Source organism: Vibrio sp. E150_011 (assembly GCF_053544015.1).
In genome coordinates this window covers 170353-195189 of record NZ_JBHFOL010000001.1, presented here as the reverse complement: position 1 = coordinate 195189, position 24837 = coordinate 170353, and the positions used below count along the sequence as shown (strand labels likewise).

Here is a 24837-nt window from a genome sequence, read left to right as displayed (position 1 = left end):
CCATTAAAAGGAATCAAAATTATGCCATCACAATTAGAACTCAATCAATTGAAAGCCGAGCAGTTTCTTGCGACATACAAAGATAAAACACTCGGTCACTACATTAATGGAGAATGGACGCTGGGTTCGGAAGGAGAGACGTTTGAAAACCTCACGCCCACCACGAATCAAACCCTCGGCAATGTGGTGAAAGGAACGGCAGAAGATGTCAATCAGGCCTGTTTAGCCGCTGAAAGTGCGTTTGCGGCTTGGGCCGATATGCCAGGGGCAGAGCGTAAAAAAGTGCTGCATAGATTGGCGGATAAGATAGAAGAGCGAGCAGAAGAAATTGCGCTTGTTGAGTCAATGGATTGTGGGCAGCCACTGCGATTTATGAAGCAAGCGGCAATCCGAGGCGCTGCGAATTTTCGATTTTTTGCAGATAAGTCGCCAGAGGCGAAAAATGGCTTGTCACTTCATCAGGACAACCACACAAATTACACCATTCGCACACCGATTGGCCCTGTTGGCGTCATCACGCCTTGGAATACACCATTCATGTTATCGACATGGAAAATAGCGCCGGCGTTGGCAGCGGGTTGTACCGTGGTTCATAAACCTGCCGAATTCAGTCCTTTGACCGCCGCAATTTTAGCCGAGTGTGCACAAGCAGCAGGGTTGCCTGCGGGTGTCTGGAATATGGTGAATGGGTTTGGAGAGGTGGCAGGTAAAACGCTGACCGAACATAAATCGATTAAAGCTGTCGCGTTTGTCGGTGAAACCGTCACAGGGTCAATGATCCAGGCACAAGGCGCACCCACCCTAAAGCGTGTGCATTTTGAACTCGGTGGCAAAAACCCAGTGATTGTGTTTGATGACGCGGATTTTGAACGTGCTTTAGATGCGGTCGTTTTCATGATTTATAGCCTAAATGGTCAGCGCTGCACGAGCTCGAGTCGATTGCTTATCCAACAAGGAATTAAACCTAAATTTATTGAGGCGCTAAAACAACGCGTTGAGTGCTTGCAAGTCGGTCACCCGCTGGATCCCAATACAGAAGTAGGGCCGCTCGTCCATCGTTCACATTACAACAAAGTACTTAGCTACATGACTGCGGCACAAGAAGACGGGGCGACGATTGCCGTGGGAGGCCGTGCGTTACCAGAAAAAGGAGAGGGTAACTATTTAACCCCAACGCTATTTACTGATGCTACGAATACCATGCGCATTGCGAAAGAAGAAATCTTTGGGCCGGTATTGACGTGCATTGAGTTTGAATCAGAAGCGGACGCCATCGAGATCGCCAATGACACTGACTATGGATTATCTGGTTATATCTGGACGGCCAACACTGGCCGAGCGATGAGAATGGCGTCTAAGGTCGAGGCTGGCATGATCTGGGTAAATTCAGAAAATAATCGCAACTTACCGTCACCTTTTGGTGGGGTGAAAATGTCGGGTGTGGGCCGTGATGGTGGCGACTGGAGCTTTGATTTTTATATGGAAACAAAGAACGTCTGTATTGCTCACGACACACATAGCGTCCCGACACTCGGTAAAGTCTGACGCTAGGCTGGTCTACAAAATGATTATGTTCAAAAATCATTTCGCAAACGAAAAATGCTAGAGCACTACTAGCTAGAGCACGGCTAGGTAGGACGGTGCATTTATTAAAGCGTGCACCCATCGGCCGCGAAAACACACATGAATAAGTGTGTAATGCCAATGATAAGTAACCATGAACGTAGCTTTGCCTAAGCACTACGTTCATGGTAGCTAACGGAATACGCCGGAATATTACGTTGACACTGACGTCGATGGTGCACCCATGCTTCAGCACAGCCATGCTCAGATACATATAAGGATAGAACCATGCCTCACTTCATATTGGAATTTTCGCCTAACGTAGAATCGGATATTGATATCCCCGAATTGATGACACGAATACACAGAGAAGCAATAGACACCGGCGTGTTTCCTAAAGGGGGGATTCGAACTCGCGCCGTGAAAAGTGACTATTACCTCATTGCCGACGAAGACCCAAACAATCGCTTTATCCATCTGACCGCTAAGATTGGTGTGGGCCGAGACCTTGCTACACGACAAGCAGCCGCAGAGCGCATTTTTAAAGTGTTTTGTGATTACTTGCAACCCGCCTTTGACCAGCACTATTTGAGTATCGGATTTGAAATGGTCGAGCTAAATAAAGACCTGAATTATAAGAAAAACAATATACATCAAAAATTAACCGAACAAAGTCAGGCTTGAAAGAGTAAGGGAGCGCGAACGGATGTTACTGGCACACTTTCAACATGTATTCATGACTATTCTGCCCGTATTCCTTGTTATTGGCCTGGGCTACCTTGCTTTTAAACATCAAGTGATACCTGAAAATGGCCACCGCGCATTAGCGGCATTTGTTTTCAATGTTGGCTTGCCTGCGGCTATTTTTAGCGCGCTGAGTACCAAGCCGTTGGAAGAAATTTGGAATACCAGTTACATCCTTGCTTATACATTCGGTTCGTTATTGGCGTTTTCACTCGTGGTTGCATACAGCGTTGTGGCATTAAAAAAACGAGCGGTCGAGGGCGTTGTATTGGGGCTGGGAGGCAGTTTTTCCAATAGCTTACTGATTGGCTTTCCGATTATTTTTTTCTTGTTTGGCTCCCAAGCATTGGTGCCGTTTTCGCTCACGTTAGTGGTCGAAAACCTGATTATGTTGCCACTTCTTTTGGGGCTTGCGGATATGACCTCATCAAAAGGCACCCTGTCATTAAAGCAACAATTGCGAAGCACTGTACTGAATTTGGGTAAAAACCCCATTGTATTATCCATAGCGCTGGGCATGGCGGTGTCAGCAATGTCGATCCCTACACCAGACACGGCAACCAGAATCATTAATATGTTGGCGAGCACAGTGACTGGAGTGGCGTTGTTTACCATTGGTGGTGGATTGGTGGGTGTCAATGTGACGGGGAAGAAAAAGGAAATTGGTACGGTGATGCTCGCCAAATTGGTCATTCATCCCATGGCCTTGTTACTGATGCTGTTAGTTTGGTTTGATTTAGAGCCGACGATGGCAGCCGTGGCCGTTATCTTGGCAAGTATGCCAATGTTTGGTGTCTACGCTGTTATTGGACAGAAATACAATATGGGCGGATTGTGCTCTGCCGTTTTGCTTCCCACCACGCTCGTTGCGATGGTATCGGTCAGTGTGATCACAACGGTCGCACTCACTATTTTCGCGCTTAATTAGATTATTTTATTAAATAAGCTTGGTTTTAAAGCGACCAAGCTTGTCACCAAAGTAATAAATAACATCCAAAATATTAATAACAATGCTTCTCCCTACAGCACCACCTAAAAGAAGCAGACTCAAAAGGAAAAAATCATGGGTAAACTCTGCGTTGCAGCAAAAATCACACACGTCCCGACAATGATCATGTCGGAACAACCCGGGCGTTTACATGGCTGCCGAAAAGCCGCGATTGACGGGCATAAACAGATTGCTCAGATGGCGAAAGATTTAGATGTCGACACCGTCATTGTGCTTGATACACATTGGCTCGTGAACGCGGGTTACCACGTTAATTCAAATACATCATTTAAAGGTAACTATACCAGCCATGAGTTTCCTCATTTTATTCAGAACCTTGAGTATCAATACTATGGTAACGCGGATTTAGGCGACCGGATTGCCAACAAAGCGACTGATAAAGGTGTCTTTACCTTGTCACATCAAGTGGACTCTCTGTCTTTGGAATATGGCACGCTCGTGCCAATGCGTTACATGAATGAAGACAGCCAATTTAAAATCGTCTCTATTGCAGCGTGGTGCACGGTTCACGATCTAGAATCGTCGCGCTTATTGGGTGAGGCCATTCGTGAAGCCATTGAAGAGAGTAACAGTCGCGTCATGCTATTAGCCTCTGGGTCGCTGTCGCATCGGATTTGGGATAATGAAAAGTACGAAGCGAACAACGGCACCTTCACTATCTCCAAAGAGTTCAACCGACAGGTGGATCTCCGCGTTTTAGAGTTATGGGCGCAACGCGATTACAAAACCTTTCTCGACATGCTGCCAGACTACGCCAACTTATGCTCGGGGGAAGGTGGAATGCACGATACAGCAATGTTATTTGGTGCACTTGGTTGGGACAAGTATGAAGGTAAAAGTGAAGTGATCACGGAATACTTTCCTAGCTCTGGAACCGGCCAGGTCAATGTCTTATTTGAAGTCACCGATAGTAAATAGGCATGGGTGAATCACCAAACAAGAATAACGAATAGGGGCATGAAACGTGAATCTAACTAATCCAAATCTATTCAAACAACAATGCTACATCGGTGGCGAGTGGTTCACTTCGGCGAACCAAAGTAATCAGTCTATTATGAACCCGTCAACACAGAAAATAATGGGCACGGTACCGAATTTGGGTGCTCGAGAAGCAGAGTTGAGTATTGAGGTTGCGCAAGCTGCATTTGTTGAATGGAAAAAAACGACCGCCGAACATCGCTCAGTCATACTAAGAAAATGGTACGACCTTATTGTCGACAGCACGGACGACTTGGCGACAATCTTAACGCTAGAACAAGGGAAGCCCTTGGCGGAAGCAAAAGGCGAGATAGCCTATGCGGCCAGTTTTGTACTTTGGTACAGCGAAGAAGCCAAGCGAGCCTATGGCGAGATCATCCCAAGCCACCGCACCGATGGAAAAATTGTTGTTACAAAAGAACCCATTGGTATCGTGGCGGCGATTACGCCTTGGAATTTTCCTGCGGCGATGATAACCCGTAAGTGCGCCCCAGCATTTGCTGCGGGCTGTTCGGTGATCTTAAAGCCTGCGCCAGAAACGCCTTTTACTGCCCTCGCACTCGCCGAGTTGGCTGAACAAGCGGGCATTCCCAAGGGGCTATTTAATGTCATTACCGGCGACGCGGTGGAGATTGGTAGCGTGCTGACATCCAGTAAACGGGTGAGAAAAGTCTCTTTTACTGGCTCGACGAATGTCGGCAAGATTTTGATGAATCAATCAGCGTCATCAGTGAAAAAAATGGCGCTGGAGCTAGGAGGAAATGCCCCGTTTATCGTCTTCGATGACGCTGATATTGATGCAGCGGTTGAGGGGGCCATGATAGCCAAATTCAGAAATGCGGGACAGACTTGTGTTTGTGCCAATCGAATCTTTGTTCATGATGCCGTGTATGACGACTTTGCGGATAAATTGTCACAGCGCGTGGCTGCATTGAAGGTGGGGGATGGCTTTACAGATGGCGTGACTATTGGTCCATTAATTAACACCAACGCAGTAGCAAAAGTACAAGCTCATGTCGCTGATGCCCTTGAACAAGGCGCGACAATCCGATGTGGACGATTTGATGATGAGGGAAGTCAATTTGTTCATCCGTTTGTATTAACAGGGGTGACAGACGACATGCTGGTGGCGAGTGAGGAGACGTTTGGACCGTTAGCGCCTTTATTTCGATTCCACTCGGAGCAAGAGGTGATCAACCGAGCCAATGACACCGACAGTGGCCTTGCATCGTATCTTTACACCAAATCATTGGGGCGAGCATGGCGAGTTGGTGATGCGCTTGAAGCGGGGATGGTCGGTATCAATGAAGGGTTAATCTCTACGGCTGCTGCGCCTTTTGGTGGCGTTAAAGAATCAGGACTCGGACGAGAAGGCTCACGCCATGGAATGGATGAGTTTTTGGAAACAAAATATATGTTTATGGGCGGTTTGGAATAACAACAGCGCCGCTGAATAGCTCGAGTCTTTTAATTTAACCTAATAAAAAGGTGTATCAAGGATGCACCTTTTTTTGTTCGTTAAGACGAAAGTTACTGGCCGTTTGTCCTTCATTTTTTTTGAAGAAACGAGCAAAGTAGGCAGGGTCTTGATAACCTAATTCAAAGGCGATTTCCTGGACCGACAATGCGGTAAGCAGCAATAATCGCCTCGCTTCTTGCATCACTCTATCCGCAACGAGCTTTTTTGATGCTAATCCACTGACCCTACGACAAATATCATTAAGCCTTGCCGTGGTTAAACCGATACTTTCTGCATACTGTGGGAGCGTCCAATGTGCTTTGTAGTACTCTTCAATCAATTGATTGAAGCGATTAAAGACGTGAACGTCAGCACTCCTAAAACTAGTATGGATTGGCCGATCATTGGCCAGTCTCATTATCTCGATTAAGATCAATTGCAAGGTTGCCTGACAAGCGATTTCGCTCATGAAGCGCTCGGAATCTTGCTCCAACGCCAGCCTTTCAAATAGGGATACCAAGGACGATTGTGCGTGGATGTCTGTACAAAATGGCTGCATCGCCGTTGACGCGACATCATTGCGACCTATCTCAATATCAAGCAATCGCCAGACTAACTGCTGGCTTGCGGTTATCACAAAACCGTGCGCATGGTCGTCGGTGACAAAAGAATGAGGGACGGTCGGAGGCGTAAAAAAGAGCGTAATACCGTGCTTAGAATAGACATTATCGTCGAGTAAAACGTGGGTGTTCCCTTCTAAAATACAATGCACTTGATAGTATCTGTCATGGTAATGGGTGGGCATGTTGCGGCCAAAAAATAATGCAAGGCTGTCGAGTTTTTCGATGTGAAACTCATTACTTTCATATCGTGCATCGTACACTTTGCCAATATTTAGGTTGGGTATGGTAAGAGCTTCCATAATGTTGAGTCCTTGGCTTCCTGCTCACTATCTTGCGGGGTTTCTGTATGAATTTATCGAGGAAATTAATAAATCAATCAAGGGAATCTATTTACTTAATATATTAGGTAATACTGCGAAAAGTACAAGGGAAAAGGTGTAACATCCATTTAACATTGTGAGTGCTTTCACCATAATAGTCATCACTTGCCCAGCATATTAAAACAACAGGGCTAACCTTCGAAAGGAACCGATGATGAAAACACCTAATCCTCTACTTGAAAAGCTCCAGTCTGTATTACCCACTATCGCAGCGAATGCGATGCAAGCTGAACTCGACAGGACACCACCAGAAGAGAACATTCGTCTTCTTCGAGAGATTGGTTTTTTTCGCGCGTTTCAACCTAAAGCTTATGGCGGTTTAGAAATCTCATTGCCGGCGTTTGCTGATTGTGTTGCGGCATTGGCAGGCGCTTGCGGTGGAACCGCATGGGGAGCAAGTTTATTAGCGACGCACAGCCACCAAATGGCGATGTTCTCGAAACAAGCTCAAGATGAATTTTGGGGCTCTGACCCAGAAGCCACGGCAAGTAGCAGCATAGCGCCATTTGGAAAAGTAGAAGAGGCCGAGGGTGGAGTGACATTCAACGGTGACATGCGTTGGAGTAGCGGTTGCGACCATGCGGATTGGGCTATTCTAGGCTTTCACCGCTTCGATGAAGATGGCAATAAGACGTACTGTTTTGGGGTCGTTCCACGTCATCAATATAAGATCACAGATGACTGGTATGCCGCCGGCATGAAGGCGAGTGGCACTAAGACCTTGGTGCTTCGAGATGTGTTTATTCCAGAGCACCGCATTGAAACGGCAAAAGGAATGATGGAAGGTCAATCAGCGGGTTTTGGCCTTTACCCAGAAAGTGACATCTTCTATACACCATACCGCCCTTATTTTGCTTGCGGATTCGCGGCAATCGGTTTAGGTATTGCTGAGCGTATGCTGGAAACCTATAAAGAAAAACAAAAAAACCGAGTACGTGCGTACACAGGGGCTAATGTTGGCGTGGCGACACCGGCGTTAATGAGATTGGCAGAATCTACGCATCAAATTGGTTCGGCGCGCGCGTTCTTAGAAAAGACATGGCATGACCATAAAGAGCATGGCGAGCGCAAAGAATACCCGTCGGCGGAGACGCTTGCGTATTGGCGAACAAATCAAGCCTACGCAGTGAAGACATGCATTCAAGCGGTTGACCGTCTTTTTGAAGCATCGGGCGGAATGGCATGGTTTAGTGATAACGAAGTGCAACGCTTGTTCCGTGACTCTCACATGACAGGCGCGCACGCGTACACCGACTATGATGTTTGTGCCCAGATATTAGGACGTTCGATTATGGGATTAGAACCCGATCCAACCATGGTTTAATTCGACAATGGTTTAGTTCGACAATTCTTTAACTAGATTTTAGCTTAATTCGAGTATTGATAGCGCTAACGGAATAAGACGTAGCCGTTAATTGCTTCATAGTATGACTCAACGTCCATCACTCCTCACATCTCTTTCCCTCTTTAAAGCCGCGTTATCGCGGCTTTTTCTATCTGTATAACGTGTTGCAACCTGTGTAATTAAAAACAATTAGTTGCATAAGAATCTTGGTTTTACATCCGCTAACATTCATAGGCCTTCTGTTTTACTAGCATGTTATGAGTTTAGTAAAGCAGTGGAGTTGATAGATGCAAAGTGAATACAGGGACGCCGCAAGAACACTGACACAGTGTACGTTTGGCCCATCGGTACAAGATATAGAAGCATTCATTCGTGAAGGGGAGACAAGTCGCTGGATTGAAACACAAAAATCCTACCCTGCCACGAGCTGGCTAGCGCTGTTTGAGTCATTAGAAGAAAGCCACTCAGGCCTTGGCCATGGGCTGTACTATGCTAGCAGTTGGACACAGATGACGGTAGAGAAGCCAGATGCCTTGCGCCAGAGAATCGCTTATATCTTGTCTGAGCTTTTTGTCGTCAGCGTTGTAGATCCTGCGTTTAAAGCAACCGCTAGACGCAAATATATGTGCAATTATTATGATGGCTTGGCACGAAATGGGCTTGGGAATTTTCGAGATATTTTGCGTTGGGTGTCAACGTCTCCGGTTATGGGGGAATACCTGACTTTTGTCAATAATGTGGCGAATGAATCGACTCAAGCCGATGAAAATTACGCTAGAGAGCTACTGCAGTTGTTTACTCTTGGTCCGGCAAAACTGCATGGCGATGGTTCGATAGTCACCGATGATTTAGGCCAACCAGTTCCATCGTATCAACAGTCTGATATTGAAAACCTGGCGAGAGTCTTTACCGGTTGGACGTTTGCTAACGCGTCAGGTGCCGAGAAATACGCGTATGCGATGGTGGTTGACCCGGATAAGCACGACTCGACGGAGAAAACCGTATTGGGTCAGCGATTCTCGGCGCATCAAAGCGCTGAAGAAGACTTAGAACAGGTCATTGATCTACTCATGTCACAAGCCAACCTATATACGTATGTTGCAAAATTCTTTATCACCAAGATGGTAACGAGCAACCCAAAACCCGCCTATGTTAGGCGGGTTCGCAATGCCTTCAAAAACTCAGGTGGGGACATGGCGACACTAATTGAGGCTATTTTGATCGATAGAACTGCGGACAACCACGGCGATGAAGTGGGTAAAGTCCGTGATCCTATGTGCGTATTTACGCATGCAATGAGAGCCTTAGGTGTCAAACGTAGGGTCGGGATCTCAATGTGGCCGAAACAGTTTAACTGGTACGACAGACTACTGCCAATGTCAGCGCCATCCGTCTTCTATTATTATCAGCCCGACGATGCACCGAATGCACCTGATTTTTCCAACCTTACCGCACCGGAATTCGCTGTTTATCAATGGCAAGATATTTATGACTACGGCCACCATTTTAAAGAGCTCATCGCGAGACAAGAAAATGAAGGTAGAGAATGGTTTATGGCTCCTGACCTGTTTGAGTTGTTCCTAACAAGATTGGACGATGACAGTGACTGGGATAACCAACCTGTTGTTGACTATTTAGATACGCATTTATTTCATGGGCAATTATCCGACGAGGAAAAGGCGCATTACCTCACGTATTTAGCCAGTTGCAAAGGTCGGCGCTCCGACTGGTACCGAGAGATTAAAAACCTCATTGTGCACGCATTGTTGTCGCCTAAATTCATAGTACAAGGATAAAGACATGAAAGTATCACGTAGACATTTTCTGCAAACCTCTGCCGCGTCTATGGGCGTATCGGCACTAAGTTTATCTTCATTTGGTGCTTTGGCCAGTCAAGGGACCCAATGCAGCACGGACTATAAGGCGCTAGTGGGGATTGACCTTGCCGGTGGTAATGATGGTTACAACATGCTGATACCGTCGGCGGATAACATTTATCCTCAGTATCACTTACTGAGAGGTGAGCTGGCACTGGATCATGAAGAGTGTGTTGCGCTAAACGCTGAAGGTGACACGAGTCAACTAAAAATGCATCCATCATTAAGCCCGTTAACAGAGGCGTGGAAAGCGGGACGATTATTGCCGATCGCCAATGTTGGGCCACTGGTACAAAATGGTACCAGTAACAGCTCAGAGGTACTTCCTGTCCATTTGTTTAGCCATTCACATCAATCTGCGATGGTGCAAACTCATGCTAGCACCATAATGTCCAAGCAAGGGTTTGGCGCACTCACCTCGAATATTTTGGGTAACGAAGCACACAGAATTGAAGGGATGTCGCCCTTGTTTGATATTGGTGGCACACAGATTTGGACCAATGCGATTGTTGAGCAATCGAACTCTGTGGGGGTGAAACCGCCCCATGATCTTTTTAACGATCCCTCTGGTCGAGATCGGCAGTTGTTTGACGCCCTACATACCCAAGAAAACTACAATAATGTCTTTGAGCGCCACTACGCAACGCTAGCAACAGAATCGACCGATTTATACTCGGAATTTGCTGACATCTTGGAAATGGAGACGGGGCACCCATTCCCAGAAACAGGCATCGGCCAACAATTGGCGACGGTGTTTAAGCTTATCGTTAACCGAGACAAGTTTAACCATGGCCTACAGTATTTTAGTTGCAAATTGGGAGGCTTTGATACCCATTCTGGGCAATCTGAGAAACAAGCAGCACTATTGTTTGATTTAGCCGAAGCGCTTGATGTGTTTCATCAAGCAATGGAAGCAGAAGGACTTGATGAGCATGTTACCTCATTTACACATTCTGAGTTCGGCCGAACATTAATTCCAAATGGTACGGCTGGTACTGACCATGGGTGGGGCAGTCACTCGTTTGTGATGGGGGGCGCAGTGAAAGGGTCGCGCATTCTAGGCGAGTACCCTGACATTTCAGAAGGCAGTGACCTGCTACTGTCGCGTGGTCGTGTGATACCAACCACATCAAGTGACCAAGTACACGCCACTATGATGAAATGGTTGGGGTTACGAGAGTCAGGGATCAGCCTTTTGTTTCCAGCACTTGACCCACAGGTTGGGGGCGTAACGCCGCAAACGCTCGATATTTTTCGAGATTGTTAATTACCGCTGATATAGCTGTTTAGGAAATATACCGTGGTGGGCGATAAGTTTGACTACCAAACTGTGCGTTTCATCACGGTTTTTATTTTGAAGACAACAGGCGGTGAACAAACACTAAGCATTAAGAATAAAAAATGCGCAAACAAACACTTAAGTGCAAAATAACGCTTTCCATTCTGAGCGAATGTGGCATTATCTACCTCGTACCAACGATGTGCGTGCATCGTATAATGGCTATTACCTCAGCCTTCCAAGCTGATGATGCGGGTTCGATTCCCGCTGCACGCTCCAATCTCTTTCTAGAATGTCCCCACTGTAATCTATTGAAACTACACGCTTAATTGCGTGATTTTTTGTACCTGTAGATTAATGAATCTTAACAAAAAATATCACTAGCTATCGAATAGACCTTATTGAGACCGCCGAGTTTTTGGGTGAATTTGTTTACTTCTGCTGTCATTCTTCAAAATCACAAGTTCATTATTAGATGATCTAATAAGTATCGCCTTCTTTTACCTCAAGTAACTCGTCAAAGACGCTATTTAAGTAAAGACTGAACTGTGTCCTTAAAACTTGGCATAAAGATAGGCGAACTTCCGATACCTGTACGTATGCATGATTTATGAATATAGAAAATCATATAACGTATTTGTGTCCCAAAATGTGTCGGTTCGCTTTTCATTACCACAGTACGACTCTGGAGTGTCACTGCTCCCAAATTTTTAAGTCCCCGTTATCCCCTTGAAAAAGGTTGGCCTCAAAAGCACGTTGTAAGCCGATTAGTAGCGCTGAGTTTTTGGTCATATCGAATTAAACAACGCAGCCAGTTACCTACAATAAAAATACACATTTCTTACGTGCACTTTCGTTTTGTTCAAGTTTGAATTTCAATTTTTTGGGCGGCAAATCCATTAAACTAAATAAAATTTGAAAATATTGTTTGCTTGGTTAAAAGCTGACAACTACAAACAACACAAGGTGTACTATGAATAATTCGAATGTGATTATACTGGATAACCAGCCCCTTTTTTCTGAGGCGATAAAAGATATTGTTTCGCATCTAAACCCGAGGGGGGTAACTATACATACGAAAGTTAGTGATGCTTACAAGTATGCAATAACGAAACCAACGGATATTATATTGCTAGATGTCGATCTTATCGATGGCTCAGGAGTTGACATGATTTCTAGACTTCGCGCACGTTCTTTCAATGGTAAGGCACTGTTCATTTCATCTAAAGATTATACGCCTTATTCGAGTATAACAAAGACAGCAGGAGCCAATGGATATGTCTCTAAACTTGAAGACAAAGCGACCATCACAAACGCAATAGTAAGTATTTCGCAAGGCTACAATTTTTTCAAAAACGATGCTGTAATTGATATGTCTCAGGTTGAGTTATCACATCGAGAGTTATGTGTGTTGGAGTTACTAGGTAAAGGACACTCAAACAAAGAGGTTGCTCGACATTTATTGCTAAGTGAAAAAACCATTAGTACTTATAAGTCGCGAATTATGAAAAAGTATAATGTGGATTCATTTGTACATGTGCTTAGTAAGCATTTGTATATGAGTGCTACACATTAATAAGTATGGTTTATCTGATTAAGGTAATATTTCTTTTATTATTTCTATCAAGGTTTGGTGTAAAGCGTTATGTCTATTTTTTAATTTTACTAATGCCACTCCGGGTGGTGTCTCATTATAAAAAGCGTCAATTTTCTTAAAAGTATAACCAGGCATTTCTGTAGGTGGTTCAGTAGTGATTGTCGCTCCTTGTATAAGTTCGATAGCTTTAAATATCGAACTGAAATTATCAAGATATGCAACTATATCTAACTCAATCTCTTTCTCTTCAAGTACTCTAAGCCATGCTGGTTTTAATTCCTGCCAGTCAGGCAAAACAGGTAAAACAAAAGGTAATGCTAAAACTTGCTCTAAAGATAAGTGTTTTAAAGATGCAGGTGTTATTAAAACCAAATCACGATGAGAGATTTTCTGTTGATAGATGGATTTAGGTAACAGATCATTAAAAAGATGAAAACCTAGGTCGATTTTCTCATCGAGGATATTCTTGGGTGCATTATCATTCCACGTTATGATGCGGAAAGACGCATTTGGGAAAGTTTGGGTTAATCGTTTGACCATCAGATGGCCCAAGAAAAACTGTGCAAACGGTGTCCAAGTAATAGTGATAGTTCTAGTAACCGTTAAAGGGTCAAATGGCGTCCTATCGACGATATTATCAAGCGTTTCTAGACTGTTATCGATACTTGGTAAGATAGATAACATATAAGCAGTAGGTTCATATCCGTTATATGCGTCTAAGCTAAAAAGTTCATCGTCAAACTGTTCCCTAAGGCGTGCTAGGTATTTACTGACAGAGGCCTCGCTCTTACCTAGGACACGAGCCACTTCTTTAAGCTTTCTATGTTGATTTAGCAACGGTAAAACTTTAAGTAAATTAAGATCGATTGTACTTTTCATAATTTTTTAGAGTAATTAGTCGTATAGTCAATACTAATGGAAAAAACTATAAATGCTAGACTTTTCGTCCTCGGCAGTGCTGTACCGTGTAAACAAGCTTTTTTGAATGTAGCCCCAAAATTATCGCATCACAATTGTGGTGGGAATTATCCAATAATAATTTCCAAGCATCATTGGAGTGGCCGTAACTGGATCTTATAGGAATGAATGTATGGTTTATACACCTACACGAAAGTAAGAACCTTGCCCATCTAATAGAAAGGAATCTAGGAGTATGGAGTTCGTTGGCATCAATATTGTTATATGAAATGACACTTGTTACTAATGCTTTTTTATTACCTGCGGCTGTAGGAATAATGGAATTAGCCATGCGTACTTTTCTGCATTGCGCTTGTCGGGGTATTGCACGTTATATTTAATTGTTAGTATGTGCGCACTGCTTTTGAGTGGTCCAACTTATATATATCATGAGGTAAACAATGAAAAAATTATTAGTTTTAACAACAGCAATCTCTGCTATTGCAGGTTTTAATGTGCAAGCATCAACTGATTCAACAGCTATTGATATTAAAGCGGACATCCCTGCCATTGATTTTCATTTTCGTCCAGTGTCGGTTATTTCTGGTGAGCAAGAAATGTCTTACAATATGGTAACGCAAACTCTTTCAGGGTTGTCTTTTGATTTTTCTTACGCAGTTGGTATGGGCCAAGCGATAAATGCACAAGTAACTTCAACCTTGGCTTTAACAGAAAGTGGCGGTAAAACAATTGATTTGAAAGCGACTGTCGGTGGTATCGAAATTGATAACGCCGCTAAAGAGATTATTGCTGCGGATACTACTGCTTCTCAAGCTGGTCAAACAAAATTGGTTATTGAACCAGTGACGGAAATTGTCGATAACAGTACTAAGTCAGGTGTTTATACTGGAACTGTTGAGATCGAATTTAATGCTGCAGTTGCTACTGCCCCTTAATTGATAACATTAATTTTCTAATATCTGGAGGTGTGCTACGAGCCACCTCCATTCTGGAAGAGTTTGATGCGTAAAATTATACTTCTCACTTTACTGTGTGGCCCTGCTTTTGCAAGTGATTCAAGATTTATTAATGAGTTATTTAGCCAGCCTATAATGCTTGATATTCAACTTGGGCAGCATAATAATGGTCTTGGGTTTGTGAAAGTGAACTTAGAAGGTGATATTAAACTAGTCGAAATGGTTGAAGGTGAGTTAGAACCGGAGGTTGAAGCTAAGTTGATACAAGGGGTGAACTTAAATGAATGCAGCAAAGTTACACCATGTGGTCCAATTTATTTTCTCGACTTCGATTTGAACAATAGCCGTCTTCAAGGAGCTGTAGTCAATAAGAAAGAGGGATTTAACAAAGAAAACACATCATCTGATGTTTATTCAATGGTAGTGAATAGTCGTGCGCTTGTGGCTGAGGATTCCAGTTCATTTGGTATGTCATCGAAAATAAAGTTAAGTGAAACGTTATGGAATGCCCAAGTTGATTATACAAAAATTGGAAATTCGACTTCATTAAGTATGAATGAGTTTTCAAGCGAAGAAAAAACTAATGACGGGTTCTTGAAAGTCGGTTTGTTAGACACTCGTGCGAACAGTTTAGGGTATTTCGGTAACATGTCGTCAAGAATTAACAGTCATTTCGGTTTGTTTTATCAGGCGACAAGTGGTGAAAATGTTAATAGCCATATTGCGAATCTAACAATTAACTTGTCTAGTGCGAGTTACGTGAGTGTTTATAGGGGTACTGATTTAATTGATAGCCAAGTTTTAGAGTCTGGTGTTAGAGTTATTGACACTAAAAACTACCCTAGATCCAATTACCCTGTTTTGATTAAGATTAAGCCGCGAGATGGTGGGGCGGAGTATGAAATTACTGATTATGTCTACAACAGCCAAGTTCCCACATCGTATTCATTTCAAATTGGGGTTCCGTTTAATGAGTTTGGTAATAACGAACTAAATGACGAAATATATTTTTTGACCGATCTATCATACAATTACAAATCATTATTTGATGTTGGTTATGCGATTGAAGTTTATGGTGATGAATACACTGCAAGGGGTGGGTTAAAAAAAGCTATTAGCGACTTTCAGTTTCGTTATGAGTTAGGTTATGGTTCAGAAGAAAATGAGACGTCAAGCCTTCTATCATCGTCATATAGTAATGGAAGTGTTAGTTTGTCAAATGTTCTCGATTATTCAAATACATCATTAAATACATCAACTTATCTAAATTACAATATGGGTCAATATCGCAGTATATCGGGAAGTCATAGAAAAACTTTTTCTGATAACAACTCTGAAAATATTGGAGTGAACTATCATACTCGCTACAAACTTCTGGGAAATTTACTGCGAGCACAGTATGGAATTAGTCGAGTGTTTTCTGATGAGGTTAACGAGACCGCTGCTTACGTTAACTTTTCCTTCGACTTTACAAGAGATGCAGGTTTGGACTTACAGTTTAGTCTTAGAAACTTCGAAGGAATCCAGACAAAGCAATATTCAGCGGGTTATAACAAAACCTTTGACTCAGATATAATCAAAAGATTGTATGTTAATGGGTCAGTTAATGATCGTAATTCCTCTTGGCTGGCACAAACTGATTTTGACCATAATAAGCTAAATGGAAGCGTTAGTTTGTCAGGTAATAATAAAGATGTGAATGTTGTCGCTGCATTAAACTCTACTATTTATTCTGATTTTAATCAGGTAGATATGTTATCAAACCACAATACATCTGGCGTCATACTGTCTATCATAGACGCAACCAATACCGGAGACTCTGTTACCACATCATCTACTAGTGGTTATAGCGAACTTGGTGCTGGTTCGCATTTTATACCTATAATGCCTGGAGAGGATTTTGATATATCATTTACATCAAAAAATAACAATTCATTGTCATTGTCTGATCTTAAAGGCAAGTTGTCAGAAAATGAAATTAAATTTATACAGGTGTCAATAATACCAAGTATCACGGTTATTGGCCGGTTGACGGATGATGATGATAAGTCACTACATGGCGTTAAAGTTGAAAATCATCTTTCAACAGCATATACCGATACACATGGATTGTTTGTATTGCAAATGAGTTTGTCTGAGCCAACGATAGTTGTTAATGGCGATGAGTTTATTATCGATACCAAAAGAGCACAAGATGGTGTTTTATATATCGATGACATAATTATATAAGTTAGGTGTTGTTTTGAAATATTTCATTTTGTTTTTTTTGATTTTATCTTTACCCGTTAATGCCTCATTGTTTTTACGAACAATGTATTACGATATCAATGATACGATAACACATGAACGTGTTTTTAATAATGGCGACGTGACTAACTATGTTAAGGTTGATATTTACAAGTTGGTTCTTGATGTTGAAAGTGGCAAGTATAATGAGCAAGTACTTGATGACCATGAAAAAAACTTGCTAATAATTTCCCCTAATCGCTTGGTTATACCACCTAAAAAATCAGTGGAAGTCAGGGTAATAGCAAAAACAACGGAAACTCTAGCTAAATATAGAGTCAGATTTTCCCCAGTAAATTCTAAAGATTATCCTGATCTATTTGATAGTGAAAAAATAGATACTGAAGCATCTGATTCGATTAAAACTGATTTAGAAGTTTTAATATCGTTAGGTACTATATTTTATGTTAATCCTGAAAGTAAAAAATATGACACGAGAGTTTTCACTTCCGATGATGGTGTTCGAATTTTAAATAACGGGAATTCTACTATAGGTATTAATAAGGTGCGTCGTTGTGATGAGAATGATGATTGCATTTCAGATAGCCGGTTTATACTAGAGCCAAAGAAAGAATACTTTATTAAAGGCAAGGGTGGTAGTTATACAATTGAAGATGAAGTCGTTTCAACGTATAATTTTTGACCTTGTGTGTATTGTATTAGTCTATGTTTATACTCATATTTTAGAGGTTAAATATAACAATGTTTAAAAAAAATATTATTTTGATGGTGTTATTTTTTTCTATGATTATTAGTATCAATGCATCTAAAGCATTTGAAATTAAGTTAAGTGTAGATCCGATGTCACCGTTGGTTGGTAACGTATCACAAGTCTCCCCCCCTCACCCCGAAAAAATTAGTCAAGTCTGGGCTGCTGATAGCTTTGCTTATGATGGGACCACGAAACACTCAGATATTTTTCCTAACGCTGGGCAAGGTGGGCCGTTTTATCCAACAGTAGCTTTTATAGCCGGATTTAAGTGGGATGTTGAACTGACAGATGCCGACACTGGGGGAACTATTAATGCTAAGATCGCGGTAAAGCAAGTGCGATTCGAAACTGCGAGCATGAATTGGGCTGGTGGAGGCAAGCTTGGTAATTGTGACCAGTACGCCCCAGGATATTTTACAGACGGAGACCGCAGAGGATGGCGAATATTAGTAACTAGGTTGAATGATATGCCAAATGTTCCTGGGGTGAATTGCCGGTTACCTAAATATTCATCGGACTATGCTAGTTATAACGTTATGAATAAAGGCAAAGAGTTTAATGACGGCAATATGGCTGAAGTAAGTGACATTGTATTCGAACTATCATTGGAAAGTGGGAAATATTATGCTGGTAATTATAGAGCTGTGTTTCCATTTACATATGGAGCAATGCTTGACACCAGCAATATGCTGGGTTTAGCCAGCCCACAGAATGCGGGTGGAAAGTATATTAATTTTTCTGTACCAAGTGGGACAATACCTCTTGACTTGGTAGTTGAGATTTTACCTTATACTTCTTTAGAATTTCTAAGTAGCCAAATAAAGTTAGTCGATACAAAAAATGTGTGGTTACATTCAGGTGTTGCGCCTGACTACCTTGAGGGGACAGCAAAATATCGATTCGAAAGTAATAAGCGTAAATTTAGCATGAATGTCACATGCGATCATATGTCGATTGAAGGCGATTGCAAAATGGTTCAGGACGGAGATAACACAAAGTATGCGTTGCTAGACGTGAATTTTGACCTGCCTTCAAATTATCAGTTAACAGGGGGAACTGAATTTTCATTAGGAAAAACACTAGAGTTTGATGTTGACGATACTAAACCAGCCGTAGCATTTGGGAATGTAAAAATTTCAACTAAACCTGGAGAAGCGAAGCGTATATATAATGAATCGCCAGGGGAATCATACTCTACTGTGTTGAAGGTAGACTATAATGCGCTTTAGAATTTGTACGTCATAAAGGGTGCTTTAGCGAATCATAAGTTTGTTACTAAGATTAATACAGTGATGCAGATCTTAGAAGAACTAGGATTATTTTCGTTATAAAGGCAACTTTCATTTATTGTTGTTTATATTATTGACGACTATAGTTTTTAATTAATGCTATTATCATTGCGTCAGATGTACAGATATGTCAATGATATTATCTATAGAGTTTCTGCTTGGTTTTTGAAGTTGCGATGTTAGTGCTACATGTACTAGGAAATTACTGTGGAAGGCTATGTAAGAGAGAGTTTATGTATCATCATTGTGAATTTACCAACCAATTGCTATTTTTATCAGATCCAAAGCCAATTCAATATGAATATAAGATTCAAAAGATTTTTTCTTTAAGCGGGCTTTATGTCGGAGGTGAAGTTCTAATCGATAGGGTGAGAACTAAATCAACGCCGATAAAGTCTTCTCATGATGGTCTTATGTTTGCTTCATTAACAAAGGACTTAGTTGAAAGACTGAATAGTGTGATTTCAACTGAGGCGTTTGGATTGGGATTCAAAGGTGGGTTTATTTTTGTTAACATTGAAAGGAGTAATTTATGTGATGTTAACCTTATTGAGATGATAAATCGGTTGAATAAAAATACACTCAATGCTGGATTTAATCTGGTCATTGAGATCACAGAGAGAAATATTTGTGGTGATTGTAAAGAAATTATAGGTGGATTGGAACGTTTGAAATCTAAAGGCATCTTGGTTGCAGTTGACGATTACAATCTGTACGACAATGATTTTAGAATGTGCGAACTTGATGACGGTTTATATGACATAGTGAAGATTCGTGCACCATATAACTATAGCGAATTTATAATATTAAAAGAATTTATACGGGTTAGAAGAGAAAAAGTCGTTATAGAAATGGTGGAAACAAAGGAAATATTTAATGAGATAAAATCTATGTCTCAATTTGTTTGGGGTGTTCAAGGGTTTTATTTCGATAGAGGTACACCATTGTTTTTATGATCAATAAATTTTAACGCTATGAGTAATGTTTAAATAGTAGAACATTATTTTTATCTATTGTTCGGTGATGTTTCTTCGCGATATCGGTGACCTCTGACAAAAAATATGAGGGCTTTGTATAGGTCAAACTTGCAGTGGTCGTAAGAGGTTAGCAAAAGATTGGCCGATAGAAAAGCAGGTAAATAATGCGCCCCAAGCTTTTTGTTATTCGAAATTGATTCTCGTACGTCGTGAAGTCTTGTCGCTGTCGAAGGCTGTAGTGATTTTTTGTCTCACTTACAAGATATGTGATTTTAGAAAGTTCATGTTTATACTCGCACGGATAATAGTACACAAGCGAATCACTTCGATTGTAGCGAGAGCGTTGTGATTCACATCGCATGGAAATAATTGATTAAAATATCGTTCAATATTCTTATGCTTAAATCCTTCAATTACACTGCTTTTTCTCCCTAACAATCTTATTGAATATGTAGCGCTCTTCTTGGACTGGAGCTGATGACCTGTATGATGAGTGCTCCACGAAAATCATCTGCAGCTTGGTTGTCGTTCGATGACAGAATTGAACGCAGTACTGTTGACCACACGAGCGCGTCTCTATATCTAAATGACTCATGTCGTCGTGTACAATGACATCACAGTCAATGAGGTTAAGTGTTTTTAGTGAAATGAATAACCACCAAACCACTATGCGCTAGTTAGCCTTCTTTCATATTACTTCTCATACCTCACAGGCGACTGTTGAGTATTGGAACTATACTTTCGATTCACGCTGTAGAATATTTCGATACACTCGAAGATATCGATTCGAGCATCCTTTTTCGTTGGGTTAATTTTTACTTACCTCTTCCTCTTTTCAATAGCTGGAAAAGCTTTCTTCGACAGCATTGTCATGGTCGTTCCTATATCCTCAAACCCCGATCTGGCTCTTGGCTTTGGGATTACAGTCCTTCTTGTTTACATTCATGGTGCTTCAACCATGCGTAAAACCACGTGGATGAATGTCAAGCGCGCTGCACATTCTTCGTACAATCTAGATAGGTATATTTGCACTAAAGATTAACATTTCGCATTAGAACGGTGCAACTTACCTACTTTTACTGAAAAGAATGTCAATAATTTGGGGACATTGTAGTTGGTACGCATATTGCTTTATACCAATTGGATCCACTTGGTATCCCAAAATAAACAAGGATGATTTATGAAAATTAAGAATATGATTTTGGCTGCTATTGTTTCTACTTTTTCAATAAGCAATGCCTACAGCGCAATTACATTAAAAGCGGGTCATTCCGCTTCTGAATCGGAACCTTATCATATAGGTTTGTTAGCGTTTGCTGAGGCGGTTAAAGAAAAAACCAATGGTGAGATTGAGGTGGAAATTTATCCCAATAACCAACTAGGTACTGAGAAGGAAATGATTGAAGGGATTAGTTTTGGGACGCTAGATATAACGGTTCCAACCAACGGAGTATTAACTAATTTTGTTCCAGAGTTGGCAGTATTGGATTTACCATTTTTGTTTAAGGATCGGAATCACCTTTACACTGCGATGGATGGTGAAGCGGGAGCAAAACTGACAGAGAGCATGGAGAAAAATGGTTTCGTTAAGTTGGCGTTTTACGAAGCAGGCATTCGTCATATTATGACGACGGACAAGCCAATAAATTCTATTGACGATTTGTCAGGTTTAAAAATCCGTACGATGCCAATTCCTGCTCATATTAGTTCTTTTAATGAGTTCGGCGCGAATGCATCGCCATTAGCTTATGCTGAACTATATGGCGCGTTAGAGGCAGGCGTTGTTGATGGTGCTGAAGCGGCGAATACTAATTATTATGCAAAAAACTTCTATGAGGTAGCCCCATATTGGGCACAGGTCTCATGGACGACATTAGTTGCCGATTTAATAATGAGTAAACAAAAATTTGCTTCATTATCACCAGAGCATCAGAAAGCAATTATGGAAGCTGCAGCAGAATCAGCCAGTATCGAACGTAAAGCTTACTCTGATATGGATGAAAGTTTGCTGACAAACATCAAGGCCGCTGGCGTTACTGTGACATACCCCGATGCAGCTCCATTCCGAGAAGCATCGATTAGCGTATATGATGAATTTGTTACTTCTGATGCACAAAAAGAAGTTCTTTCGCTTATTTTGAATTAGGAGGTAAACCTATGCTTCTGAAATTACTAAATACAATCCGCCTTATAATAGAGAAAACGACCATGATTCTATTTTTTATTATGGTTACTTCGGTGATAATTCAAGTCGGTGGGCGATATATATTCAACTATTCTATTGCATGGACAACGGAGTTAGCAACGTTCTCTCAAGTGTGGTTAGTGATTTTGGGAGCAGGTATCGCTGTAAAAGACAAAATGCATGCAGGTGTAGATGTATTAATAGCTAAATTGTCCCGTAGATCTCAGGTTATTATTTCTTATATTGTGTTATCTCTTTGTTTGGCTTTTCTATTAATTACGTTATGGGGAACACAACAGTTGCTGGTTATTGGTTCTATACAGACGTCTCCAGCACTAGGGGTATCTATGAAATATGTATATATGGTCATGCCTGTTGGCCTTTCTTATATAATTCTTGAGTTGATAAGTTCATTTATACAAAAAGCTAATATTACATCGTTTAAGACGGTTTAATAAAACTAAGTAAAATAAAGAGGGCTATTATGTTAACGTTAGCATTATTATTATTTGCCATTTTGCTTGTGTTCGGTGTTCCTGTCTTCTTCACAATGGGGATTACGTCTACCTTCTATATATTAACTCATGACATACCAGCAGTAGTACTGAGTCATCGTATTTTTTCTGGTCTCGATAGCTTTACCATTATGGCTATTCCGTTCTTTGTCCTTTCTGGATTGTTGATGGAAAAAGGAGGGATTGCAGAGCGTATTATTCAGTTTTTTACTTCGTTAATAGGTTGGATATCAGGCAGTTTACTGTATGTCTCAACGTTAACTGGTACGGGGTTAGCTGCAATTTCTGGTTCGGGTTCTGCTGATACGGCTGCGATTTCGTCAATTATGTTGCCCGAAATGCGAAACCGTAACTATAACATTGATTTTTCCGCAGGGATCATGGCTTGTGCAGGTACCTTAGGGCCTATTTTGCCACCTAGTATCATGATGATAGTTATTGCAACTTTGACGGGAACATCGGTTGGTGCAATGTTTCTTGCAGGAATTTTCCCTGGTTTTTTGATGGTCCTAGTTCTACTGTTCGCTTGTCGAATTCATGTTAAGAATGATCCTGGGCGCTACCAAGCAGAAGTCACTTTTAGTTTACGTAAATTGGTGTTTGATTTTGTTCGTGCTATTCCAGCATTCCTAATGCCAGTGATTATTGTAGGTGGTATCGTATCTGGTGTCTTTACACCAACTGAAGCGGCAGCTATAGCTGTTGTTGTCGGTTTTATAGTGGGGTTATTGGTCTATAAAGAATTGACCTGGTCGGGGTTGCCTGCACTGATAGCAAAAGCGACAAAAATCTCTGCTGTTGTCATGATTATTATAGCTACAGCTTCAATCTTTTCTTGGATTATCTCGAGTCAGAATATTCCGGCAGTAATCAAAAGTGCGATTGATTCAGTTACTTCGTCTCCAATTACATTTCTATTAGCGGTAAACATTTTATTGTTGGTCATTGGAATGTTTATGGAGAGTATATCGGCCATTTTGATTTTAGTGCCTATATTGATGCCAATGGCTCAAAGTTACGGTATCGACCCTGTACATTTTAATATTATTGTGGTCGTTAATTTGGCGGTCGGAATGGTGACGCCTCCGTATGGCATCACTTTATTTGTGGCCTCAAGTATCTCACAGCGCAATCCAATGATTGTCGCAAAGGAAACCCGCATACCATTATTGGGAATGTTACTTGCTCTACAAGTAATTACATACTTTCCACTTATTTCCACTTATTTACCAAATGCAATTATGGGATAACATATTATGTTTAAAGGGACTTTTTCCGTTACGGTGACACCGTTTTCGGATGATTTAAAATCGGTAAATGTTGACGCTTTAAAGCAACATACAGAATGGCAAGTTCAGCAAGGTATTCATGGATTGATTCCATTGGGTAGTACAGGTGAATTTTTAAGTATGACAGATGAAGAGCGTTTAATCGTGCTTGATACGGTAGTCAATACTGTCGCAGGTCGAGTGCCAGTTCTTGCAGGTACTGGGGCTGAAGATACCCGTGAGGCAGTGCGCTTGATTAAGCAGGCGGAAGACATGGGAGCTGATGGTGCAATGATCATTCCCCCTTATTATTCAAGTCCGACGGCCGACGAGTTATACCAACACTATAAAACTATATCTGATGCTAGTAGCTTGCCTATCATGATTTACAACAATCCAGCTACGGCAAATGTGGATCTTACTCCTGAAATCGTCGCTCGCCTTTCGGAAATAGATTCCGTAAGTTACATCAAAGAGTCAACGATGGATGTGACTCGCATTCGAGATATCATAGAGTTATGTGGTGACCGAATGTCCGTATTTGGCGGAATTATGGGCTATGAATCCTTCCTTGAAGGGGCGGTAGGTTGGGTATCCGTAGCTTCAAATTTTTTACCTGGCCCGACAGCTAAAATGTTCGAAATGATAGATCAAAACCAAGATTATCTGTCCGCACGCGAAATCTATCTTAAGTACTTGCCATTAATTCGATTTGTAGGGGGCCATAACTATGTTTCCGGCAGTAAGCATTTACTGTCACTTATGGGTTGTGACTGCGGTATCCCTCGCGCGCCGCGTTTGCCGATGGCACCTGAATTAGCTGCACTAGCAGAAGAAATGGTTCAGGAGTTCGGTTTGGCAGATAGTATCAGATAAG

General features: G+C 41.6%; 20 protein-coding genes and 1 tRNA gene. 19 read left to right on the top strand and 2 right to left on the bottom strand.

What is annotated here, in order from left to right; all coding sequences use genetic code 11:
* The first annotated feature begins 21 nt into the window (after positions 1-21).
* The 5 genes from hpaE to ACE1OE_RS00695 all read left to right on the top strand — a co-directional run bounded on the left by hpaE (position 22) and on the right by ACE1OE_RS00695 (position 5732).
* Complete coding sequence (gene hpaE / locus ACE1OE_RS00715; protein WP_372063006.1) at positions 22-1545, top strand: 5-carboxymethyl-2-hydroxymuconate semialdehyde dehydrogenase; 1524 nt, start codon at positions 22-24, stop codon at positions 1543-1545.
* Between the two features lie 306 nt (positions 1546-1851).
* A complete protein-coding gene (locus ACE1OE_RS00710) occupies positions 1852-2247 on the top strand; it encodes a 5-carboxymethyl-2-hydroxymuconate Delta-isomerase (protein WP_449209747.1) in 396 nt (131 codons plus the stop codon).
* 22 nt (positions 2248-2269) lie between these two features.
* Complete coding sequence (locus tag ACE1OE_RS00705) at positions 2270-3235, top strand: AEC family transporter (protein ID WP_449209746.1); 966 nt, start codon at positions 2270-2272, stop codon at positions 3233-3235.
* A 135-nt stretch (positions 3236-3370) separates the two neighbouring features.
* A complete protein-coding gene (gene hpaD / locus ACE1OE_RS00700) occupies positions 3371-4234 on the top strand; it encodes a 3,4-dihydroxyphenylacetate 2,3-dioxygenase (protein ID WP_449209745.1) in 864 nt (287 codons plus the stop codon).
* A gap of 46 nt (positions 4235-4280) precedes the next feature.
* Positions 4281-5732, top strand: coding sequence for an NAD-dependent succinate-semialdehyde dehydrogenase (locus ACE1OE_RS00695; protein WP_449209744.1), 1452 nt, complete (start codon positions 4281-4283; stop codon positions 5730-5732).
* 55 nt (positions 5733-5787) lie between these two features.
* Here the strand turns inward: ACE1OE_RS00695 and hpaA are convergent, their stop codons facing one another.
* A complete protein-coding gene (gene hpaA / locus ACE1OE_RS00690; protein ID WP_449209743.1) occupies positions 5788-6675 on the bottom strand; it encodes a 4-hydroxyphenylacetate catabolism regulatory protein HpaA in 888 nt (295 codons plus the stop codon).
* Between the two features lie 232 nt (positions 6676-6907).
* On the opposite strand from hpaA, the gene ACE1OE_RS00685 reads away from it, so the two are divergent.
* The 5 genes from ACE1OE_RS00685 (at position 6908) to ACE1OE_RS00665 (ending at position 12833) form a co-directional block, all read left to right on the top strand.
* Entirely contained in the window at positions 6908-8080 is a 1173-nt protein-coding gene (locus ACE1OE_RS00685) for a p-hydroxyphenylacetate 3-hydroxylase oxygenase component (protein WP_372063012.1), read from the top strand.
* A gap of 308 nt (positions 8081-8388) precedes the next feature.
* Positions 8389-9897: a DUF1800 family protein gene (locus tag ACE1OE_RS00680; protein WP_449209742.1), complete on the top strand. Its 1509-nt coding sequence runs from the start codon at positions 8389-8391 to the stop codon at positions 9895-9897.
* Between the two features lie 4 nt (positions 9898-9901).
* The gene (locus tag ACE1OE_RS00675) at positions 9902-11245 is read left to right on the top strand and encodes a DUF1501 domain-containing protein (protein ID WP_449209741.1); all 1344 of its coding nucleotides are present in this window, start codon (positions 9902-9904) and stop codon (positions 11243-11245) included.
* Between the two features lie 216 nt (positions 11246-11461).
* Positions 11462-11536 (top strand) — tRNA-Gly (locus ACE1OE_RS00670).
* Between the two features lie 694 nt (positions 11537-12230).
* Positions 12231-12833, top strand: a complete 603-nt coding sequence (locus ACE1OE_RS00665) for a LuxR C-terminal-related transcriptional regulator (RefSeq protein WP_449209740.1) — start codon at positions 12231-12233, stop codon at positions 12831-12833.
* 18 nt (positions 12834-12851) lie between these two features.
* Here ACE1OE_RS00665 and ACE1OE_RS00660 read toward each other — a convergent pair whose 3' ends face one another.
* Positions 12852-13733 (bottom strand): LysR substrate-binding domain-containing protein, encoded by an 882-nt coding sequence (locus ACE1OE_RS00660; protein ID WP_449209739.1) that lies wholly within the window; start codon positions 13731-13733, stop codon positions 12852-12854.
* Positions 13734-14212: 479 nt separating this feature from the next.
* Between ACE1OE_RS00660 and ACE1OE_RS00655 the strand changes: the two genes are divergently transcribed.
* The 9 genes from ACE1OE_RS00655 (at position 14213) to dapA (ending at position 24836) form a co-directional block, all read left to right on the top strand.
* Positions 14213-14707 (top strand): hypothetical protein, encoded by a 495-nt coding sequence (locus ACE1OE_RS00655; protein ID WP_449209738.1) that lies wholly within the window; start codon positions 14213-14215, stop codon positions 14705-14707.
* A gap of 66 nt (positions 14708-14773) precedes the next feature.
* The gene (locus ACE1OE_RS00650) at positions 14774-16957 is read left to right on the top strand and encodes a TcfC E-set like domain-containing protein (protein WP_449209737.1); all 2184 of its coding nucleotides are present in this window, start codon (positions 14774-14776) and stop codon (positions 16955-16957) included.
* A 13-nt stretch (positions 16958-16970) separates the two neighbouring features.
* Complete coding sequence (locus tag ACE1OE_RS00645; protein ID WP_449209736.1) at positions 16971-17657, top strand: hypothetical protein; 687 nt, start codon at positions 16971-16973, stop codon at positions 17655-17657.
* 59 nt (positions 17658-17716) lie between these two features.
* Positions 17717-18955 carry a hypothetical protein gene (locus ACE1OE_RS00640; protein ID WP_449209735.1) on the top strand — a complete coding sequence of 413 codons (1239 nt, stop codon included), beginning with the start codon at positions 17717-17719 and terminating at the stop codon, positions 18953-18955.
* A gap of 218 nt (positions 18956-19173) precedes the next feature.
* Positions 19174-19971 carry an EAL domain-containing protein gene (locus ACE1OE_RS00635; RefSeq protein WP_449209734.1) on the top strand — a complete coding sequence of 266 codons (798 nt, stop codon included), beginning with the start codon at positions 19174-19176 and terminating at the stop codon, positions 19969-19971.
* Positions 19972-21172: 1201 nt separating this feature from the next.
* Positions 21173-22138, top strand: a complete 966-nt coding sequence (locus tag ACE1OE_RS00630) for a TRAP transporter substrate-binding protein (protein WP_102469403.1) — start codon at positions 21173-21175, stop codon at positions 22136-22138.
* Positions 22139-22149: 11 nt separating this feature from the next.
* Positions 22150-22632: a TRAP transporter small permease gene (locus ACE1OE_RS00625; protein WP_449209733.1), complete on the top strand. Its 483-nt coding sequence runs from the start codon at positions 22150-22152 to the stop codon at positions 22630-22632.
* A 29-nt stretch (positions 22633-22661) separates the two neighbouring features.
* On the top strand, positions 22662-23942 hold the full coding sequence (locus ACE1OE_RS00620; protein ID WP_449209732.1) for a TRAP transporter large permease: 1281 nt from the start codon (positions 22662-22664) through the stop codon (positions 23940-23942).
* Positions 23943-23948: 6 nt separating this feature from the next.
* Entirely contained in the window at positions 23949-24836 is an 888-nt protein-coding gene (dapA, locus tag ACE1OE_RS00615) for a 4-hydroxy-tetrahydrodipicolinate synthase (RefSeq protein WP_449209731.1), read from the top strand.
* Position 24837: the final 1 nt, after the last annotated feature.

Coding starts and splice junctions, on each gene's coding strand:
- hpaE (WP_372063006.1), top strand. CDS start 22: ATGCCATCACAATTAGAACTCAATCAATTGAAAGCCGAGCAGTTTCTT.
- ACE1OE_RS00710 (WP_449209747.1), top strand. CDS start 1,852: ATGCCTCACTTCATATTGGAATTTTCGCCTAACGTAGAATCGGATATT.
- ACE1OE_RS00705 (WP_449209746.1), top strand. CDS start 2,270: ATGTTACTGGCACACTTTCAACATGTATTCATGACTATTCTGCCCGTA.
- hpaD (WP_449209745.1), top strand. CDS start 3,371: ATGGGTAAACTCTGCGTTGCAGCAAAAATCACACACGTCCCGACAATG.
- hpaA (WP_449209743.1), bottom strand. CDS start 6,675: ATGGAAGCTCTTACCATACCCAACCTAAATATTGGCAAAGTGTACGAT.
- ACE1OE_RS00685 (WP_372063012.1), top strand. CDS start 6,908: ATGATGAAAACACCTAATCCTCTACTTGAAAAGCTCCAGTCTGTATTA.
- ACE1OE_RS00680 (WP_449209742.1), top strand. CDS start 8,389: ATGCAAAGTGAATACAGGGACGCCGCAAGAACACTGACACAGTGTACG.
- ACE1OE_RS00675 (WP_449209741.1), top strand. CDS start 9,902: ATGAAAGTATCACGTAGACATTTTCTGCAAACCTCTGCCGCGTCTATG.
- ACE1OE_RS00665 (WP_449209740.1), top strand. CDS start 12,231: ATGAATAATTCGAATGTGATTATACTGGATAACCAGCCCCTTTTTTCT.
- ACE1OE_RS00660 (WP_449209739.1), bottom strand. CDS start 13,733: ATGAAAAGTACAATCGATCTTAATTTACTTAAAGTTTTACCGTTGCTA.
- ACE1OE_RS00655 (WP_449209738.1), top strand. CDS start 14,213: ATGAAAAAATTATTAGTTTTAACAACAGCAATCTCTGCTATTGCAGGT.
- ACE1OE_RS00650 (WP_449209737.1), top strand. CDS start 14,774: ATGCGTAAAATTATACTTCTCACTTTACTGTGTGGCCCTGCTTTTGCA.
- ACE1OE_RS00640 (WP_449209735.1), top strand. CDS start 17,717: ATGTTTAAAAAAAATATTATTTTGATGGTGTTATTTTTTTCTATGATT.
- ACE1OE_RS00630 (WP_102469403.1), top strand. CDS start 21,173: ATGAAAATTAAGAATATGATTTTGGCTGCTATTGTTTCTACTTTTTCA.
- ACE1OE_RS00625 (WP_449209733.1), top strand. CDS start 22,150: ATGCTTCTGAAATTACTAAATACAATCCGCCTTATAATAGAGAAAACG.
- ACE1OE_RS00620 (WP_449209732.1), top strand. CDS start 22,662: ATGTTAACGTTAGCATTATTATTATTTGCCATTTTGCTTGTGTTCGGT.
- dapA (WP_449209731.1), top strand. CDS start 23,949: ATGTTTAAAGGGACTTTTTCCGTTACGGTGACACCGTTTTCGGATGAT.